Source organism: Streptomyces griseomycini (genome assembly GCF_014203535.1).
Lineage (GTDB): Bacteria > Actinomycetota > Actinomycetes > Streptomycetales > Streptomycetaceae > Streptomyces > Streptomyces griseomycini.
Window position 1 is genome coordinate 90,303 of sequence record NZ_JACHJI010000018.1, and the last position, 17,894, is coordinate 108,196.

Consider the following 17,894-nt stretch of genomic DNA (forward strand, 5'->3'; position numbering starts at 1 on the left):
TCGTTGCGGATCATGCGGCGGAGGCTGGTGCGGGCAGCGGCGAGGTCGTCCTCGAGCTCGGCGACTCGCTGCCGGAGCCGTAACCGGGCCCGCATCCTCGACGCGGCCCGCGCGCTGTCCGTCTCCCAGGGGCCGGACGTGCCGATGCGGGAGATCACCCGGCACGCGGGGGTCGGCCCCGCGACCCTCTACCGCCGCTTCCCGACCAAGCGGGACCTGGTTGCCGAGACCCTCGCGGACCGGATGCGGGCCTGCCGCGACATCGCCGAGGCCTTCGTCGCGGGCTTCCCCGAAGCGCTGGGCCTCGCCGCAGGGCGGGAGGAGACCCTGCGGACGATCGCCGAACCGGCCCGCCGTGCCAAGGACTCCGGGGGCCTGCACCCGGACTTCGTCCCGGAGGACCTCATCCTCATGCTCATGGCCAACAAGGGCATCCAGGCTCCGACACCGGCCGCCCGGGTCGCCGCCTCCCGCCGCTTCACCGCCCACGTCGTCCAGGCGTTCCGCGCCTCCCCCGACCGCACCCCGCTGCCACCGGCGGCAGGGCCGTTTCCCGCGTAGTTGCCCGGCAGGCCGGCGCCCCGGCCGGTCGGTCCTTTCCGTTGGGGCAGCCAGAAGCAGCCGCACCTCGTGAGTCCTCTAGGCCGTCTCGAGCAGCAGCGCGGTGAGCTCGACGGGCATGATGATCATGCAGTCGTGGCCGGTCGGCTGCTCGCGTACTCGTTCGCCTGCCGGGACGGGACGCCGGGTGATGTCCGCCGGCGGCCGGCCCTCGAGGCAGTGGATGTGTGTGCGCGGGATCGTGCGCGCGGCCGGGTCGTCCAGCAGGACTGGCTCCCGCAGGCACCGCACCGGCTGGTCCGACAGCATCGAGCGCAACCAGGCGAGGCCGTCGGGACCGGTGACGCCGAACAAGCCGAACGGCGGCGGCCGCTCGCGCATCGGCGGAACCCGCCAGCCGTCCACGGCGAGGTCGATGAGCTGCTTGGTGACAAGGAGGACGTCGACAGCGGTCTCGCCGTCTTCGGGGACCATCGCGTCGAGGAATACCAGATGCGGATCCGCTTCGGGACCCGGTTGGCGACTCCTGGGATGACCACCCCGGCGTAGCTGTGCCCGACGAGCACGACGTCGACGAGGTACTCGTCTTCGATCAGGCCGGCGACGTCGTCGATGTGGGTGCCGAGCCCGATCGTGGGGCTCAGCAGGTGTGCCCTGTCGCCGTAGCCGGTCAGCGACGGCGCGAGCACCCGGTGCCCGGCCGCCTCCAGCAGCGGGACCACCCGGTCCCAGCTTCGCCCGTTGTGCCAGGCGCCGTGTACCAGTAGAAATGTGGCCTTCGACGTGCACGGCGTCGAGTTCTTCCCGTCCGCCTTACCCGAGGGACGCTAGCGGTGGCTGACCGTGCTGCGGCAGTTCTTCCGCCGACCGTCGAGGCTCTCTGGACGGGGGTGCGCTTCGAGGGCCTGAGTACTGCTCAAGTTCCCGACTTCGGCGAGGAACCTGCGCGGAGACCGCTCGCGGACCCCGTGGCGCGCCAGCCGAGAAGAATCGTGCGGCACGCTTGTTCGGCGAGCCGTTGCGCCCGCTCGGTCCCAACAGTGTCGAGATATCCGAGTGCGGCCATGCCGTGCAGAGTGCCCCAGAGGATCTCGCAGGCATCCGATTGATCAGACAGGGTCACGCCATGCGTGTGAGACCACGCATCCAGCAATTCGGTGAGCAGATCGATGGCAGGCGCCGCAGCACGTCGACGCTCATCCGCGTCGGTCACGGTGCCGTTCATGGCTTGGTAGAGGTGGGGGTGCTCGCCGGCGAAGTGGACGTACTGAGCGGCGACCCGCACGATGCGTCCGTCGATGTCCGATGCCTCGCCGGCCCGCCTCAGCTCGGCCAGCAGTTGGTCGTAACCGCGTACGACCAGTTCCAGCACGAGAGCGTCCTTGTTGGCGAAGTGCTGGTAGACGATCGGCGCTGTGTAGTCCATGTCAGCGGCGATACGCCGGATCGTCAGTGCCGCGGCGCCCTCGGACTCGAGAAGGCGCATGGCGGTCTCGACGATGCTGGCGCGGATGTTGGCCCGCTCGCGAGCGCGTCGTGTACTGCTTGGCATGTCCCGTCACTTCGCTTCGATGTCGCACCGCACAGTATCGCCCCTCTTGACGGTCGCATCACCACGCCCTTAATCTAACGTTGATAGGAAATCTAACGACGTTAGGAAAGTGATGATCTACCACGTCAATCGCATCAAGCTCAAGGCGGATGCCCCGTCGGCGCAGGTGGAGGAGGCACTGGAGAGCCTGCGCAATCAGGGGCGGCAGGTGTCCTCGGTGAAGTCGTTCGTGGTGGGCCGCGACCACGGCGCCGATTTCGACTGGGGCGCCACATACGTCATCGAGGACCTCGACGGCCTCTGGGAGTACCTGACGCATCCCGCGACGCTGAACTCCGACAAGGTCGGCCTGCCTGTGGTCGAGCGACTCGACATCTTCGACATCAGTGACGACGAGGACCCCGAGCTGGCCGCGAAGATCGAGGAACTGCACCGGCGTCGCAACGAGCTGAGCCCCGAAACGCACGAGATGCTGGCCGACGTACCCGCCTATCTTGGCGCGGGCCTCGAGGACGACCCCAAGAACTGAGCCTTTTCAGCGCTGACGCTCCAGGGTGAGGGTGGCGGCAGAGATTGACGACATTCGATTTGGGCTGCACCGGGACCCGTGGAAGATCCGCCATGACTTCAGTCGTGCGACGCCACGCTCGACCGGTGCCCGCGCCGCGGACAGTGCGCGGTTGACGGTTTGCTGGGTCGGGGTGAGGTCACGGCCCGGCGGACGTCTGAGGGGCGTCGTCACCCACGGGCCGGCTCCCATATAGGCACGGTCGGCCAGGACCGGGACGCCCTGACGTTCGCAGATCCTGATGATCCGGTGGGTGCGGGCCGTGGTCAGGTCGTGCACTCGGCTGGGCAGTGCGGGTGAGATCCACCGCAGCCAGCCATCCGGATCGGTCACTGCCTGCACGTTCACACCATGTCGGCGGTGCTTGGCGGAGTAGTCGGCCTGGCCGTCGCCCAGGCGGTCGCACTCCGCAAGAGTGCCGTCGAGCAGGACGTAGTCGGGATCTGCTTTGCGCAGCACCTTGAGCAGGCCCGGTGCACGCTCGGCGAGCAGGCTGATCACCGTGGAGGTGTACGCGTGGGCGGTGCCCACCGAGATACCGAAGCCGACAGCGATCTGGGCGAGCGTGTCACGTCTGCGCAGGTACACCAGGCCGACCAGCGCACGCTGGTGCGGCGGGAGCTTGCAGCGACGGTCACCTCCCGGGTGACGATGAGCATCGTGACCCACTCGACCAGGGCATGAGGCAGGCCGAGTGCGGCTGAGTAGGGATTCCTGATGCGGTCTGTCAAGCCGCGAGGGCAGTGGACGGTCACAGCTCGTAGCGCCGGTCGTCGCGTAGGAGAGCCCAGAGGACGTTGACGCGGCGGCGTACGAGCGCGAGGACGGCCTGGGTATGCCGTTTGCCCTCGGCGCGTTTGCGATCGTAGAACCGGCGCGACCCGTCGCAGTGCCGAATGCTGGACAGCGCGGAGGTACAGAAGACGCGTTGGAGGCGACGGTTGTATCGCTGAGGGCGTCGCAGGTTACCGCTGATCTTCCCTGAGTCGCGGGGGACCGGTGCGACGCCGCCGAAGCCGGCGAGGCGGTCAGCGGTGCCGAAGACCGTCATGTCGCCGCCGGTGGCGGCCAGGAACTCAGCGCCGAGGATGACGCCCGGGCCGGGCATGCTGGTGATCACGTGGAAGGCGTGGTGGTCGCGAAACCGGGCCTCAATGACCTTGTCGAGCTCGGCGATCTTCTGGTTGAGAGCCATCACCTCCTTCGCCAGCGTGTGCACCAGCTGGGCAGTCAGTTTCTCGCCGGGCAGGCTGGTGTGCTGGCGTTCGGCGGCTTGGACGGCGATCTCGGCGAGCCGGTCGGGGCGGACGACGTGACGGTTGCGCAGCCAGGTATCCAGCCGCTTGCTGCCGATCCGACGAATGGCGGCGGGGGTCTGGTAGCCGGTCAGCAAGGTGAGCGGGCCCGTGTTGGTCACGTCCAACGCCCGTTCCAGGCCGGGGAAAACACCGGTGAGCTGGGCTCGGAGACGGTTGACCGTTCGGGTGCGGTCGGCGACGAGGTCCATGCGCCGACCCGTGAGGATCTTGAGGTCGGTGACGGCTTCCTCGGTGGCGCGTAACGGGTGCAGGTCGCGGCGGACGCGGACCTGGTCGGCGATGACGGCGGCATCCTTGGCGTCTGTTTTGCCCTCGCCGCGGTAGGTCTCGGAGGCACGGTGGATGGCCCGGCCGGAGATGTAGTGCACCGGCTGGTCGCGGTTGAGGAGGATCGTGATGGCCAGGGCGGCCCCGCCATCAGCCAGATCAATACCCCAGGTCACGTGGTCGCCGAGAGCCAGGACGTCGCTGAGGAGTTGGAGCAGTTCGGGCTCGTCGTTGGCGATGCGGCGCGACAGCAGCCGGCGGCCGCTGTCGTCGATCGCGACGCAGTGATGGTGGGTCTTTCCTGCATCGATGCCGGCCCAGATCGCTGTCATGTGGTCCCTCCGTGCGGTGTGCTGCTGATGCCTCCCACAGACGACCTCGCTGTCGATTCCCTACAGAGCGATCATTCGCAATTCCTAATTGGCAGCCGAGTCGCCGTGGGGCGCCGGGCGGCCAATCAGTGCAAGCCACAAGCGGCAGAGCTCTTTGAACCACACCCGGTGCCCCTGGGTGGGTGAACCATACGAAGGGCTCACCGCATCCCGCAGAACAACGTAGGGAGCCTCTTTCATCCTGTTCTGGAGGGTGGAATGGGCTGGTCAGCGGGTGGGGTGACAAGGCAGGGCCCCTCGTCGTTGGCGTGGTGATTCCACTCAGCACACCGGCGGCCGAAGGGGCCCTGTTGGTTCGGTATCCTGCCACGCTCGAGGTGCCACATGAGCTCGTCGAGCATGTCGCCTGGCTGCTGCACGAGCACCGCCGGGCCCGCAACACCCGATGGCGCAAGCCCGGCTGCTTCCAGCAGGCACTGCTTACGCTGGTGCACCTGCGTAAGAACGAGACGTTTTCGCAGATCGGAGCTGGTTTCGGGATATCCCAGGCCACCGCCTGGCGGTACGTCGACGAGACCTTGGACGTCCTGGCCGGCTGGGCACCCGGCCTCCATGAAGCCTCACCGGCCTCGGTGAAGGCGACCACGTCGTCGTTGACGGCACCCTGATCCCCACCGACCGGATCACCGCCGACGAGCCGTACTACTCGATGAAGCACAAGAAGCACGGCATGAACGTGCAGGTCGTTGCCCGTCCCGATGGCACACCGCTCTGGTTCTCCCGCGCGACACCGGGCCGCACCCACGACCTGACCGCGGCCCGCGCCCACGGCATCGTCCAGGCATGCCTCACCCGGCAGATCCTCGTCCCAGCCGACCGTGCCTACCAGGGCGCCGGTGCCACCGTCCGTACCCCGTACTACCATCACCGCCACCAACCCGAGCACTACCAGCAGTTCCACCGCGACCATGCCCGGCTCAGAGCCCCAGGTGAACGCGCCTTCGCCCAGCTGAAGTCCTGGCGGCCACTCCGGCGAGCCAGATGCTCTACCCGCCGCATCAGCATCATCGTCCGAGCCGTGCATACGCTGCTGACCTGTAGCTGTCCAGGATGAAAGAGGCTCACTCAGAAGACTAGCCCTTGGCCGTCACAACGATCACGCTGCCGCCCGATCGACCTCGCGCGGGCCGGGCCCGACATTTGTCACGCGGCTCCCGGTGGACAAGCGCGTCACGCTGGTGATCCTGCTGGACGCCTCCGAGGACGTCGGCGACCGCACCCACCGGGACCTGGAACGCCCGGGACGCCCCGGGGCATGCGGGCCCAGGCCGAGAACTTCGGCGCCGAGATGATCGACGACGACATCACCGCGAGCGCTCCGGCCTACCATTCCCACCCGAAGATCCAACCACCGATACCCCACAGAACCGCGGCTACGGCCCAGTACTGGACGGGGATCGAGTAGAGGGTGTGACGGTTGCGAGGGAGATATTCGTTTCCCTCAGGATGTACGTAGAGCACGTCTCGGTTCACATACCTGCCGATCAGCCACATCAGGATGCCACCAACGATCGTTCCCACGTGCTGGCCTGTCTCACCACCGGCGTTGGATCCGAGACCTGCTCCGAGACCCACTCCGACGGGCATGAGGAAGATCACAAACACCAGTCCCCAGCCGGTCCACCACACTGATTCATCCCCCTTGCCCGCTCGGGCTTCCGTGTGGCTGGTGAAGATGCCGGCGCGAGCAGGGATCACTCGCCACCACGCCGTCCCGACAACCACTTCCATGGCCTCACTGTCCGTCTTTGGGGCAAAGTACACACGTCGGCTCCCCTTCACAGCAGGACCGGATCACTGACTTCGGCTCGTCAGGGTGAACTTTCATGAAGTTCCTGATGGATCCGGAGCAGTGGCTGCATCCCGTGGTGTGTGAGGTATGCGGATGGGGGTGGGCTGACCCCTGAGGGGCGCGGCGGATTGCGTCCCGGGAAGCGGTGTACGGGTTCCCACCTGATCCGGGCGTTCGTCCTGGCGTCGGAGTGGGGGCCCGGATATGAGAACGGCCACCGGCTGATCTTCGAGATGTCGAAGCTCGAAGGAGATCAGCACGATGACCGCACCCGACAGTCTGCCCCTGCACGCCCTCGCCGAGGAGAACCTCGCCGCGGCGAGTCCCGACCTGCTGCGCGCGATGGTCGAGACGTTCGCCGACGCCCTCATGTCCGCCGAGGCCGACGCCCTCTGCAACGCCGAGTACGGGCAGGTCAGCGACGAGAGGGTCAACCACCGCAACGGCTATCCCCCGCGCGAGTGGGACACCCGCGCCGGGACCGTCGAGCTCGCCGTTCCCAAGCTGAGGCAGGGCAGCTACTTCCCGCACTGGCTTCTCGAGCGCCGCCGCCGGGCCGAGCGGGCCCTGATCTCGGTGGTCGCCACCGCCTACCTCCTCGGTGAGCTTCTCCACACGCCGAGTGGAGAAGCTCACCGAGTCCCTCGGGGTGACGCAGCTGTCGAAGTCCCAGGTCAGTGCGATGGCCAAGCACCTGGACGAGCAGGTCACCGCCTTCCGTAACCGGCCCCTGGACGCCGGCCCGTACTCGTTCGTCTGGGTCGACGCCCTGACGCAGAAGGTCCGCGAGGGCGGCCGCATCGTCAACGTGCATACGCTGATCGCCATCGGCGTCAACGCCGACGGCGACCGCGAGATTCTCGGCCCGGACGTGGCCACCGCCGAGGACGGCGCCGGCCGGCTGGCCTTCCTGCGTTCCCTGGTCGCCCGCGGCCTGTCCGGCGTCCAGCTGGTCGTCTCCGACGCCCACGCCGGCCTGGTGGACGCCATCGGTGCGGTGCTGCCCGGTGCGTCGTGGTAGCGCTGTCGCACCCACTACGCGAGGAACTTGCTGAGCCAGGTGCCGAAGTCGGCCCAGCCTGGGGGTGCCCCCGGCCGGAGGCTGGGGGAGGGTGGCACCCCTGCTGCGGACCGTCTTCGAACAGCCCGACACCGACGCCGTCCAGGCCCAGATGCGGCACGTCATGGACGCGCTGGATGCCAAGTTCCCCAAGGCCGCAGCCCACTTGGACGCCGCCCAGCACGACCTGCTGGCCTTCACCGCCTTCCCGCGGGAGATCTGGCGGCAGATCTGGTCGAACGATCCGCAGGAGCGGCTGAACAAGGAGATCCGGCGCCGCACCGACGTGGTCGGCATCTTCCCCGACCGCACCGCCGTCATCCGGCTCGTCGGCGCGGTCCTGGCCGAGCAGAACGACGAGTGGACCGAAGCCCGCCGCCACATGGGCCGCGAGCTCCTTGCCAAGGCTCGCCTCCACCCGATCGAGTCAGAAACCGACGACCCCGCCCTGCCCACCGAACTCACCGCACAGCCTCAGACCGAGATCATCGAGTGGCCGTCGATACACCACTCCAGCGGGCGTGTTACCGCCGCCCGGTGCCCTGGCGTGGGACCGAGCAAGAGGGCCATCCCGGCCTGGGCTCGGCGGCATACTGCGGTCATGAGTGGAGAGGATTCGACACGGCTGGCGAGAGCCCTCATCGAGTTCCGAGAGGCCGAGGGCATCTCGGAGCGTGAACTCGCGCGCCGCACCTGGCTGAGTGAGGCGACCATCAGGACCTTCGAACGCGACCGTGGGGACCTGCCCACCCCGACCGTTGCCCGAAGCTTCGAGGAGGTACTCGGCTGGGCTCCGGGCAGCATCAAGACCGCGCCGTCCGAGGCGATGGGCCGTGAGACATCGGCCGACTTGGCCATGGACCTCGAGTAGGCGTGTTGGTCAGGGCTGAGGTCCGGGCGATTGCGGTCGTGGCCTGGCGAAGAGTCCTGGCTCGGTTTCGGCCAGGATTCCGCGGTCGGCCAGCCGCTTGAGCTTGAGGCGGACGTTGTTGATGTTGTTGGGCGCGACCGCCACGTCCATTACCTCGCACACCTGCCGCGCACGCAGCGGATGGTCGGCCGCGGTGAACACCGCCATGATCTGCTGGTAGGCCGGGTGGTCCGGCAGTTTCGGTGCCGACAGCGCGGGCAGCCCGGGGTCGGGCGGCGCCAGCAGCGTCTTGCGGGTGATCCGGACTTCTTCGGCAGCCCGGCCGAGTTCGTCGAGCTGGGCGGTCAACTGCGTGATCTGTTCCCGCATCGTCTCGGCCTGCGCGGTGATCTCCCGTTCCCGCTCCTCCAGCCGTGCCAGTACCGCGCCGAGCGTCAGCTCCCCGCCGGTCATGCGGTGCGCCAGGCGGGTACGGTCGCCGCGGTCAGCCGCCTCAGTATCACCGCGGTCATCGCCCAGTACACCCGCGACTCCGAACTGCGGGGCAGATGCTCGTAGTCGCGCACCAGCCTGCGGTGCAGCATCAAGATCCCATAGGCGCGTTCCACGACCCACCGCTTGGCCTGGGGAACGAACCCGGTCTGCGCGGGATTGCGCTCGACAATCTCCACCTCGATGCCCACCTTCCGACCGTGCGCGACGACGGCGTTCTTGAAGCCCTGGTCGACCAGGGCCCTTCCGTACGGCGTCGGTGTCGGCGGCGACCTTGTCCAGCAGCGCGATCCCGACGGCGTTCTCGTGCGCCGACGCGGCCGCCACGACCACCGCGATCACCAGCCCCAGAACGTCAACAGCCAGGCCGCGCTTGCGACCCGGTACTTTTTTGCCGCATCACACCCCGTCGACACCGTGAGCACCCCGGCCGCCGCGTGAACGCTCTGGGTGTCGAGCACCACCAGGCTCGGGTCCGCCTTCCGACGCGCCATCTCCCGCACCTGCCAGCGCAACAGGTCGTGAATGGTCTGATCAATGCCGTCGTCACGCCAGGTGTAGAAGTAGTACTTCACCGCACCGGCCGACGGAAAGTCGTGCGGGAGCAGCTCCCACTGACAACCGGTCCGGCCCTGGTAGAGCAACGCGTTGACGATCTCCCGCATCGCGTACCGACCCTGATGGCCACTGACCGAGGGATGCATGGCCTTCCACGCGGCGCTCACAGGCTTCACCAGCGCTCACTGCTCATCACTCACGTCGGTCTTGTAGGGCTTGCGCTCGCTCACGGCGACCAGCCCAACATGCCCATGGCCGCCGACCGGCCGGGACGCCGCACCGCCACACGATCAGGTGACGACAGATCTCCTATGGACTCTCATACTGCCCTCTCAGAGAGCGTCGAGGATTCGGTATAGATAGATCTGGCCGTAGACAACGAACCCGCTACTGGCGGTGCGAGCGAGTCGAACCGGACGCCAGCCGGTTCCCGTAATGAACGAGAGCAATAGAAACCTCTGCTCCACCATCTCCGTCTCGACTTTGTAGGCGCCCTCCGCGAGGTACCCGCGGATGATTCTGGTCAGGGTGTCCTGGAGCTCGCTCTCGGCGATCGTGTGCATGCCGGCGCAGCCCCAGACCTCCCGTGCCCTGTCGTAGTCCTGGTCCCGTTCGGCATCGGACAGAGCCGGCAACTGTTTGGCCGCTTGCATGGCCTTGTCCACTTCTGCGGCTACGCGAATTTGCGGTGTGCGGCCGCCTGCCAACCGCGCATACACGACCTGGGCATCCCAATACAGGTCGTCGTTCACGAGAAAGTCACATTCCTTGCAGTAGACCTGCATCGGCGTGAACGGCTGCGCGAGACTGCGCTCGTCGTCGATGCGATAAATCGCGGTGAATGATGCTTTCTCTTTGAACAGCTTCCGCGAGCCACAGTTCGGGCATTGCTGCGGCACGGCTCCAGTCGACGCGGCCGCGTGGAGGTCCACCGGATGACCGGGAGAGCTCGGGGGAGGGCTGGACCGCCGCCGGAAGAACTTCATCGTGATGAACACTCCGCTCTTCATCTGATCAGGGCTTGACTGTTACGCAGCGCCGTGAGCCTCGTTCACGGGGCAACTTAGCGGTTCGCGGCCGGGACCGGTCCCCGGTCTCATCAGATTGTCAACCACAGAGACAGGTGAGGCGTTCGGCTACGGCGTTTCCGTAACGCCCTCCCGCGACGCCCGCCGCCGACGGCAGGCCCGCACCCGGCACCGCGTCGAGCGGTATACCGCCGACCGCGACCGCTCCACCCCCACCGTCCACGACCGCCCGCACACCGGGCACTCCGCCTGCACACCCCGTTGCATCGCCGCCACCCACCGCCGCGCCGCACGCCACCGCCGTGACCTGCACCTACCCGAGCAGAACACCGCCTCCGCCGCCATCGACACCGGCAGTTAGCAGGATCGGGAGAGTTCGAACTACCGCGGGCGCGGGGACGACCCGTATCGCAACCCCACTGTGATGCCGTGTCATGAACTACCCCAGCAGGCGCGGGGACGACGCGCTCCGGGGTGGTTCGCAAGCGGGCCCAGGAGAGCTACCCCCGCAAGCGCGGGGACGACGGCTCGGAGGCAGCACCGGGGGTGGCCGGCCGGAGCTACCCCCGCAAGTGCGGGGACGACACCAGAAGGGCTTCTGCTGCTCCGATCGGGTCGACGGACCAGGACCGCATCCGGCATCCGACCGTCGCTTTGCCCCCGCAGTACGCCGCCGGCCTCTTCGACGCCCAGCAGGCCGACGTCGGCGACCAGCGGCTCAAGAAGATCGCGGCTGAAGCGCTCAAGGAGGTGTACTTCCAGGACAACGGCCGCCGCGCCGGGAGCCTGGATGAGGTCCGCTTCACCGACATCGAGCACCTGGAGTTCGACCTGTGGACGCCACCGCGCATCACGCGAGCCCTGGACCATGTGTGAGCCGAAGCACGATGGTTGTCACCAAGCAGGCTTGTTGTCACCAAGATCGAAGGTGTGTCACGCGGGGCGGTCCCAAGGTCGTGGGAGTTGAGTCCTGCTCCGTGCACGGTTTGCTGCAGGGCATCTGCCGCGGGCATCCCGCTCAGGCTGGAGCCGGTTCGGTATCGGGGTACGGGCTGAGCATGGTGTCGAAGTAACCCTCCGGGGCTTCTTCCAGGAAAGTCGACAGGTTTTCCAGGAAGGCTCGCAGCGGGGGCGTCGCGTTGTGCCGATCCAGGTCTTCCTGGGAGCGCCAGACCTCGTACAGGAAGAAGCGGCCGTCCTCGTGCTCGTGAAGGTGGTACTGCAGATTGCCGGGCTCCCGCCGGGTGGGTTCCACGAAGGAGGAGAGGATGCGCCGGACCTCGTCCTTGCGCTCCGGCCTGGGGCGAAGGAATCCGTAGAGGGCGATGGGGTGGTCTGTGTTCGTCATGGCTGTGACCCTAAGATCTCACACTGATGTGAGGTTCAAGCGGTTGTGAGGAGCACCACATGAGGATCGGCGAACTCGCCGCCGTGACGGGCACTTCTGTCCGACTGCTGCGCTACTACGAGGATCAGGGCCTCCTGGGGTCCCATCGCCTCGACAGCGGCCACCGCCGCTACGACGACAGCGCCCCCGACGTGGTCCGCCGCATTCGCTCGCTGCTGGACGCCGGCCTGCCGACCCGGGTCATCCGAGACCTGCTGCCGTGCGTTCGCCAGGACGGAACGGTCGCCGAATGCAAGTTGGAGACCCTTCAAGAACACCTCCAAGGTCTGAACGACCGGATCTCAGCGCTGTCGGAAGCCCGCACCTCCCTGGCTGGGCTCATCTCCGCCACCCAGGTCCGCGAGTCGGCACCCAGATAAGACCGCTACCGCGCATCCACGGTGACGTCGATCCTCTCGCTGCGACAACGCGGAGGCGCATACGACCTCTGACCCGCCGTCCCAGCCAAGGGGCTTCGATCTGCGCGAAAGCCGTCCCCCATTTCCCCTGCAAGCGGATCAGGTGGACGGTCAGCGGTCACCAAAGCTGGTGATGACTGCCGTGCTTTCGACGCTGCTGGTGACAAATAGCGTGCCGACCTGGTGCCAACCACTGTGCTTCGCCGCGCCGAAGCCGCAGGTCGGTGGCTGCTGTTGGTGTCAACTGCCGTGCTTCGGCACGGTATCGGTCCGGGGTTCGCTCGTGTATCCGCCGGCAGGGGTGGCCGGCAGCGTCACAGGTCGGTCCAGGGGCGGGGTGTGCCGCCGGTCAGGGGCGTCCACACGTCCTGGGCGGGGCCGTGCTGTTCGAGGTCCTCGAGGACGGCGGCTCCGAGCGGTACTTCGCGGGCGAGCGCGGCGACCAGGGGGTGCTGGGCGGCCATCGCCTGCAGGTCGCTGATCCTGTCCTTCAACCGGGCACGGGAGGCCCCGGTGAGGACGAACAGCCCACGGGGGAAGACCGGATACCAGCGCATCCAGCCGGGCTCCGCGGCGACGCGCCGACGCCGGCCGACGGGCTGGGCCTCGTACTGATGCAGCCGCGCGTACTCGATCAGCTTCACCGCCAGACGCTCACCGCTCATGGTGGCGCGGTCGACCTCCACGAACGCGCGCAGCTTGCGCCGCTGCTCACCCTTGATGACCGTGTAGTACATGACGGCGTCGGCCACCACCCGTTGTCCCTCGCCGATGGAGTGCGACACCTCGGGCGTCCAGTCCCAGGGGCCGTGCTCGTGCCCGAGCCGGCGGGCGTCCGCAGCGAAGGCGGTGCGCGCGTACAACGGCGAGCATATGGGGCGTCTTCACGCTGCGCGACCGCATGGGGCACAGGTAGGGGGCGACGTTCGGTGTCGTCACCGGTCGTTACCGAGCCGCTTCCTCGCTCTACCTGTTGCCGGGCAAGGCATGCAGGTGGGCGTGGAAGGCGATCGCGTGGCTGGCCAGCGCTGTTTTCCATGGTGCGGTGTCGGTGCTGGCGATCTCTTCCCACGCCGCGGCGTTGGCGGCGGCGAACGCCTTCTCGGCCTTCGCTGGGGCGGTGCGCCATGAGGGGAAGCGGCGGGCGAAAGCGTCTGCCTCAGCGGGCGTGTGTCCGGCTTCGATAAGTCGCAGGATGAGGATGGTGGGATCGATCCAGGCTGCGCCGCGTGTGGGCCAGGCCCAGTCGATGATGTGGGCTCGGTCGTCCACGAGGACGCTGTGCAGGAGGGTGTCGCCGGTGAAGAGGGTGGCGGTTCCGGGTGGGGCGTAGGCGGACCAGCGTTGTTCGGCGGCCTTGACGGGGATGCCCGAGGGAGCGGTGATCTCCTGGAGTTCCGCAAGGGCTGCGGCGATGAGGGGCAGGTCAGCGGAGCCGGGGGCGTAATCGGCGTGTCGTCCCGGAAGGACTCCGTAGCCGAGGAGGTCCCAGCCGGCCGTCTCGAGGTGCCAGTACAGGTGGGGCAGGCGCGCGGGAGGTGGGGGTTGATCGCAGCCTCTCGACGCTGGGCTGGGGCCTGTGGGTGGTTGGTGGGGATGCCCTTGACGAAGATCGGGCCGTGATCGGTGTCGAGGAACGTGGCGATGCCGGAGTTCAGTCCTCCGTCGGCGGTGCGGGCGGCGTGGACGGGGCCGATCTTGCCGGTGATGGCCTGGCGTGCTTCCGCGGGGAGGTCGTGGAAGCGGCGGCGGATCATGGACACGGCGCGGTTCCTCAAAGAGAGCGATGGGCTGCCCCGGCCAGCGTACGGCCGGGGCAGCGGGCCGGAGCGGAATGCCGGTCTAGTCTTCCGAGTCAGGAATTCTGTTCAGATGTGTAGGGGTGCGGGGTGGCGCGTACTGGGCGGCCGAAGGCCGAGTTGATCCTGTCGGATACGGAGCGGGCTGCGCTGGAGGGGTGGGTGCGGCGCCGTTCCACTCCGCAGGCGTGGGCTTTGCGGTGTCGGATCATCCTGGCCTGCGCGGCTGGCGCGTCGAACAAGGATGTCGCCGCCGAGCTCGGTTCGACACCGCATGCGGTGGGCCGGTGGTGGGCGAGGTTCGTCGAGCACCGGATCGCCGGCCTGGGCGACATGCCGCGCTCCGGCGGGCCGAGGACGGTCACCGACGAGCAGGTCGCCGCGGTGGTGAAGCGGACGCTGGAGTCGGCGCCGAAGGATGCCGCGCACTGGTCGACGCGGGCCATGGCGAAGGAGATGGGACTGTCGCAGTCGACCGTGTCGCGGATCTGGCGGGCCTTCGGCCTGCAGCCGCACCGCACCGAGGCGTTCAAGCTGTCGACCGACCCGTACTTCATCGACAAGGTCCACGATGTGGTCGGCCTGTATCTGGATCACCCCGAGCGGGCGCTGGTGTTCTGCGTGGACGAGAAGAGCCAGATCCAGGCGCTGGACCGCTCCCAGCCGGTGCTGCCGATGATGCCCGGGGTCCCGCAGCGGATCACCCACGACTACGTGCGCGCCGGCACCACCACCCTGTTCGCCGCACTCGAGGTCGCCACCGGCAAGGTGATCGGCTCCCTGCACCGCCGGCACCGGGCCGAGGAGTTCAAGAAGTTCCTGGTCAAGCTCGACCAGGAGGTGCCGGCGGGCCTGGACGTGCACTTGGTGCTGGACAACTACGCCACCCACAAGACTCCGGCGATCAAGACCTGGCTGATGGCCCACCCCCGCTTCCACCTGCACTTCACCCCCACCGGATCGTCCTGGCTCAACCTGGTCGAGCGGTGGTTCGCCGAGCTGACCAACAAGCAGATACGGCGAGGCGTCCACAAGAGCGTCCAAGCGCTGGAGAAGGGCATCCGTGCCTGGATTGCCGCATGGAACACCGATCCCAAGCCCTACGTGTGGACCAAGACCGCGGACGAGATCCTCGAACGCCTCGCCAGCTATCTGAACAGAATTCCTGACTCAGAAGACTAGACCGTGTTTTACAACTCGTTGACGTGCCTGGTTGGCCGTCCGGGGATGTCGCGGGCGGCCATCCAGATGGTGAGGTCGCGAGCGATGTCGTTGACGCTGGTCGCCGTGGTGACCTCATGCTCATTGCGGGCGGTGTCGCGGCGGACGATCTCGTACCCGCCTTCGTCCAGGACGGCCACTGAGGTGAACCAGGCGGGGTCGTCCTCGTCGGGCTGGACGACCACGAACGTGTTGTCGGAGTCGTTGAGGTCGCTGATCAGCATGAACAGTGCGTCCTCGGAGGGGTCGTCGATGCGGTCGCCGTTCTCGCTGTCGGCGCCGTAGTACTGAGCCCCCATCGTTGCCTTCCCCTCGCTCCGTTCATCCTGATTGCGGCCAGCATGGCATGGGGAGACGACGGCTCGGGCCGGTCATAACCACTCGCCGATGGCCGCGATCAGGACGGTCGCTTCGAAGCGGACCGCGAGTTTGTCGAAGCGAGTGGCGACCGCTCGGTTGCGCTTGAGCCGGTTGATCCCGCATTCGACCGCGTGCCGGGCCTTGTAGCCCTCGCGGTCGAAGGGCGGAGGCCGCCCGCCGGCCTTCCCTCGCCGTTTGCGGTTGGCGGCCTGGTCGGCAGGCTCCGGGATCGTGCACCGGATTCCCCGCTTCCGCAGGTAGGCCCGGTTGGTGCGAGAGGAGTACGCCTTGTCGCCCCGCACTCGCAGCGGGCGGACACGGGGACGGCCGGGTCCGGTGCGCGGTACTCGGATGCCTTCCAGAACAGCGGTGAACTGAGGACTGTCACCACGCTGACCTGCGGTGACCAGCAAGGACAGCGGCCGTTGGCCTTGTTCGCAGGCCAGGTGGATCTTGGTGGTGAAGCCTCCCCGGGACCGGCCCAGGCCGTGGTCCTCGGGTATCCGTGCGGGTACCGCCCGGCGGTTCCTTCTGAGACTGGCCGTGGCGGCGGGCGCCCGCGGCGTGCTGATGGGCCCGGCAGATCGTGGAGTCGACGCTGACCTCCCACGTGATCAGCCCTGCCGCGTCCGCCCGGACCTGCAGCCGAGTCAACAGCAAGGTCCAGGTGTCGTCGCGTTGCCAGCGGCGGAAGAGTCCATAGACCGTCTGCCACGGCCTGTACTCCGACGGCAGATCCCTCCACGGTGCACCGGCCCGCACCCGCCACCGGATCCCATCGATCAGCCTCCGCCGACCCAACGACGGCCGCCCCAACACCGCAACCGGCAACAACGGCTCCAGCACCGCCCACTGCTCATCAGAAAAATCCCCTCGCCCCACACCGAGATCATCACGATGCGAGGCGAGGAACAGAGCCGACTTTCAAAACCCGGCTAGTCCGGTCAACATGGCGGCTGGTTCCCCGCCAGTCGTCCGCGCCTGGGTAGGATTCGTAGGTCCAGTGGTGTGCCACGGGGGCGTCCCGGTGCCATTCCAGGACGGTGGCGGTGGGCCAGTCCTTGACCGGCAGCCACTCGTCGACGATGCGGGCGCTGTTGGTGAGGATGTCGCGGTAGGCGGGGTGGTGGGCGCGGTCGCGGCTCTCGTCGGCCCGCAGCCCCATGACCTTCAGGATGGGCACCGGGCGGCCGAGCTCGCGGCGCAGCCGGCGCACCAGGGGTGTCCAGGCGGTGGAGATGATGGACTCCTTGGCGTACTTGCGGCAGTAGGGGCTGCCCATGCGGGGGAAGCCGCCGTAGGCGGCGATCTCGGTGAGCAGGAACGCGGGCCGTGTGACTTCCACATGGCGGTCGGGCGGGATGCCGCAGGCCGCGCTCTGGGCGGCGGCGAGCTCGGACATCGACGCATAGCGCGTGCCGTCGACGTGCACGGCCGGCCATTCCAGCGGCCCGAGCGTGGCGTGATAGGTGATCACCCGGTCGGTGACCCCGGCCGCCGCGGCGTCCCGCATGAACGGCCACAGCATGACGCCGCTGCCCTTGCCGCCGGACAGCTGCGGGGCGAGCAGGTCGTAGGCGGTCAGGTCCGGGGTGCCGGACGGGCAGACGGTGGGGCGTGCGGGCATGACTGCTCCAAGGAAGGCAGGGGAATGGGTGGATGGCCGTCACAGGGCGGCCGGTTCGGAGTCGGGGCGGCGTGGATAGGGCGGTCGCGCATCGATCCCGATCTTGGTGCGGGCACGCTGTCGCCGGTTTTGGCCCAGGGGAAAGATGAACCTGTGGGCGCCGCGGTGGCGGACGCTACGGGTACCGATCGCTGTCAGGGCCTCCCGTAGCCACACCGCGGGATCGCAGCCGGCCCGCGGTACGGGAGCGCCCAGCGCGATCAGCCGGGCCTCGACGTACTGGTGGCCCTGCTCCTGGCGGCGGACCTTCTGTGCGGCCGGGTCGGAAGCGCGCAGGTCCGCGGATTCTTGGATGCGGTCACGCTCCAACCCGCGCGATGAGAGCCGCCTGACGGGTGGCTGCGCGCGGGTTCGTCGCGCAAGCAGTCGGACAGCCTGTGGCTTCATCTTCAGGAGAAGGGCCTGGCCCTGGCCGATGGGAGCGGCGGAGACGGAGGGGGGGCGAAGGCGGATGAGGTTGTCGATCGTGGTCACCGGAGAAAGCCGCCGATGCCGAAGGGAATCGGACATCTGAGCCAAGGGTGACGACCCCCTGTTCGGCCGGTCAGGATCCTTCCGTGC

17 protein-coding genes and 7 pseudogenes are annotated in these 17,894 nt (G+C 67.9%); 9 read left to right on the forward strand and 15 right to left on the reverse strand.

The genetic code is table 11. From position 1 onward, the window contains the following. Nucleotides 1-12 precede the first annotated feature (12 nt). A complete protein-coding gene (locus tag FHS37_RS33575; RefSeq protein ID WP_184828230.1) occupies nt 13-561 on the forward strand; it encodes a TetR/AcrR family transcriptional regulator in 549 nt (182 codons plus the stop codon). Nucleotides 562-639: 78 nt separating this feature from the next. On the opposite strand, the pseudogene FHS37_RS33580 reads toward FHS37_RS33575, so the two are convergent. Continuing rightward, nucleotides 640-1,283, reverse strand: a pseudogene (locus FHS37_RS33580) (alpha/beta fold hydrolase). Nucleotides 1,284-1,477: 194 nt separating this feature from the next. Then, a complete protein-coding gene (locus FHS37_RS33585) occupies nt 1,478-2,113 on the reverse strand; it encodes a TetR/AcrR family transcriptional regulator (RefSeq protein ID WP_184828232.1) in 636 nt (211 codons plus the stop codon). Nucleotides 2,114-2,225: 112 nt separating this feature from the next. Here FHS37_RS33585 and FHS37_RS33590 point away from each other — a divergent pair, with 112 nt between their 5' ends. Beyond that, nucleotides 2,226-2,642 (forward strand): Dabb family protein, encoded by a 417-nt coding sequence (locus FHS37_RS33590; protein ID WP_184828233.1) that lies wholly within the window; start codon nt 2,226-2,228, stop codon nt 2,640-2,642. Between the two features lie 6 nt (nt 2,643-2,648). On the opposite strand, the pseudogene FHS37_RS33595 reads toward FHS37_RS33590, so the two are convergent. Together FHS37_RS33595 and FHS37_RS33600 are read right to left on the reverse strand one after the other, a co-directional pair. Then, nucleotides 2,649-3,340, reverse strand: a pseudogene (locus FHS37_RS33595) (transposase). A 92-nt stretch (nt 3,341-3,432) separates the two neighbouring features. Continuing rightward, complete coding sequence (locus FHS37_RS33600; protein WP_184828237.1) at nt 3,433-4,599, reverse strand: IS110 family RNA-guided transposase; 1,167 nt, start codon at nt 4,597-4,599, stop codon at nt 3,433-3,435. Between the two features lie 308 nt (nt 4,600-4,907). Here FHS37_RS33600 and FHS37_RS33605 point away from each other — a divergent pair. Continuing rightward, nucleotides 4,908-5,713, forward strand: a pseudogene (locus FHS37_RS33605) (transposase family protein). Nucleotides 5,714-5,982: 269 nt separating this feature from the next. Here FHS37_RS33605 and FHS37_RS33610 read toward each other — a convergent pair. Then, entirely contained in the window at nt 5,983-6,390 is a 408-nt protein-coding gene (locus FHS37_RS33610) for a hypothetical protein (RefSeq protein WP_184828239.1), read from the reverse strand. A gap of 322 nt (nt 6,391-6,712) precedes the next feature. On the opposite strand from FHS37_RS33610, the pseudogene FHS37_RS33615 reads away from it, so the two are divergent. Then, nucleotides 6,713-7,980: pseudogene (locus FHS37_RS33615) on the forward strand (IS256 family transposase); the annotation flags it as partial. Between the two features lie 132 nt (nt 7,981-8,112). Then, on the forward strand, nt 8,113-8,382 hold the full coding sequence (locus FHS37_RS38985) for a helix-turn-helix domain-containing protein (protein ID WP_221500630.1): 270 nt from the start codon (nt 8,113-8,115) through the stop codon (nt 8,380-8,382). A 9-nt stretch (nt 8,383-8,391) separates the two neighbouring features. Here the strand turns inward: FHS37_RS38985 and FHS37_RS33620 are convergent, their stop codons facing one another. The 3 genes and pseudogenes from FHS37_RS33620 to FHS37_RS33630 all read right to left on the reverse strand — a co-directional run bounded on the left by FHS37_RS33620 (nt 8,392) and on the right by FHS37_RS33630 (nt 10,430). Next, on the reverse strand, nt 8,392-8,835 hold the full coding sequence (locus tag FHS37_RS33620) for a prefoldin domain-containing protein (protein WP_184828241.1): 444 nt from the start codon (nt 8,833-8,835) through the stop codon (nt 8,392-8,394). After that, nucleotides 8,832-9,611 (reverse strand): annotated as a pseudogene (locus tag FHS37_RS40925) (IS5 family transposase). Before FHS37_RS40925 ends, FHS37_RS33620 begins: the two are co-directional and overlap by 4 nt. 153 nt (nt 9,612-9,764) lie before the next feature. Further along, nucleotides 9,765-10,430 (reverse strand): hypothetical protein, encoded by a 666-nt coding sequence (locus FHS37_RS33630; RefSeq protein ID WP_184828242.1) that lies wholly within the window; start codon nt 10,428-10,430, stop codon nt 9,765-9,767. Nucleotides 10,431-10,536: 106 nt separating this feature from the next. On the opposite strand from FHS37_RS33630, the gene FHS37_RS33635 reads away from it, so the two are divergent. After that, nucleotides 10,537-10,821, forward strand: a complete 285-nt coding sequence (locus FHS37_RS33635) for a hypothetical protein (RefSeq protein WP_184828244.1) — start codon at nt 10,537-10,539, stop codon at nt 10,819-10,821. Between the two features lie 227 nt (nt 10,822-11,048). Then, nucleotides 11,049-11,336: pseudogene (gene tpg / locus FHS37_RS33640) on the forward strand (telomere-protecting terminal protein Tpg); the annotation flags it as partial. A 142-nt stretch (nt 11,337-11,478) separates the two neighbouring features. On the opposite strand, the gene FHS37_RS33645 reads toward tpg, so the two are convergent. Further along, entirely contained in the window at nt 11,479-11,808 is a 330-nt protein-coding gene (locus FHS37_RS33645) for a putative quinol monooxygenase (protein WP_184828246.1), read from the reverse strand. A gap of 59 nt (nt 11,809-11,867) precedes the next feature. Between FHS37_RS33645 and FHS37_RS33650 the strand changes: the two genes are divergently transcribed. Beyond that, nucleotides 11,868-12,227: a MerR family transcriptional regulator gene (locus FHS37_RS33650; RefSeq protein WP_184828248.1), complete on the forward strand. Its 360-nt coding sequence runs from the start codon at nt 11,868-11,870 to the stop codon at nt 12,225-12,227. Between the two features lie 353 nt (nt 12,228-12,580). On the opposite strand, the pseudogene FHS37_RS33655 reads toward FHS37_RS33650, so the two are convergent. Then, nucleotides 12,581-13,157, reverse strand: a pseudogene (locus FHS37_RS33655) (replication-relaxation family protein); the annotation flags it as partial. A gap of 75 nt (nt 13,158-13,232) precedes the next feature. Then, complete coding sequence (locus FHS37_RS40235) at nt 13,233-13,538, reverse strand: hypothetical protein (protein ID WP_229890334.1); 306 nt, start codon at nt 13,536-13,538, stop codon at nt 13,233-13,235. A gap of 617 nt (nt 13,539-14,155) precedes the next feature. Between FHS37_RS40235 and FHS37_RS33665 the strand changes: the two genes are divergently transcribed. Next, entirely contained in the window at nt 14,156-15,247 is a 1,092-nt protein-coding gene (locus tag FHS37_RS33665; RefSeq protein WP_184828250.1) for an IS630 family transposase, read from the forward strand. Between the two features lie 8 nt (nt 15,248-15,255). Here FHS37_RS33665 and FHS37_RS33670 read toward each other — a convergent pair whose 3' ends face one another. The 4 genes from FHS37_RS33670 to FHS37_RS40240 form a co-directional block, all read right to left on the reverse strand. After that, the gene (locus FHS37_RS33670; RefSeq protein ID WP_184828253.1) at nt 15,256-15,585 is read right to left on the reverse strand and encodes a hypothetical protein; all 330 of its coding nucleotides are present in this window, start codon (nt 15,583-15,585) and stop codon (nt 15,256-15,258) included. Between the two features lie 72 nt (nt 15,586-15,657). Next, a protein-coding gene (locus FHS37_RS33675) for an IS5 family transposase (RefSeq protein ID WP_446001699.1) occupies nt 15,658-16,528 on the reverse strand; the annotation gives its coding sequence in 2 pieces (ribosomal slippage) (nt 15,658-16,144 and nt 16,143-16,528; 873 coding nt in all). Nucleotides 16,529-16,538: 10 nt separating this feature from the next. Further along, nucleotides 16,539-17,273 (reverse strand): phosphoadenosine phosphosulfate reductase, encoded by a 735-nt coding sequence (locus FHS37_RS33680; protein WP_184828255.1) that lies wholly within the window; start codon nt 17,271-17,273, stop codon nt 16,539-16,541. Nucleotides 17,274-17,312: 39 nt separating this feature from the next. Beyond that, nucleotides 17,313-17,843 (reverse strand): hypothetical protein, encoded by a 531-nt coding sequence (locus FHS37_RS40240; protein WP_229890319.1) that lies wholly within the window; start codon nt 17,841-17,843, stop codon nt 17,313-17,315. Nucleotides 17,844-17,894 lie beyond the last annotated feature (51 nt).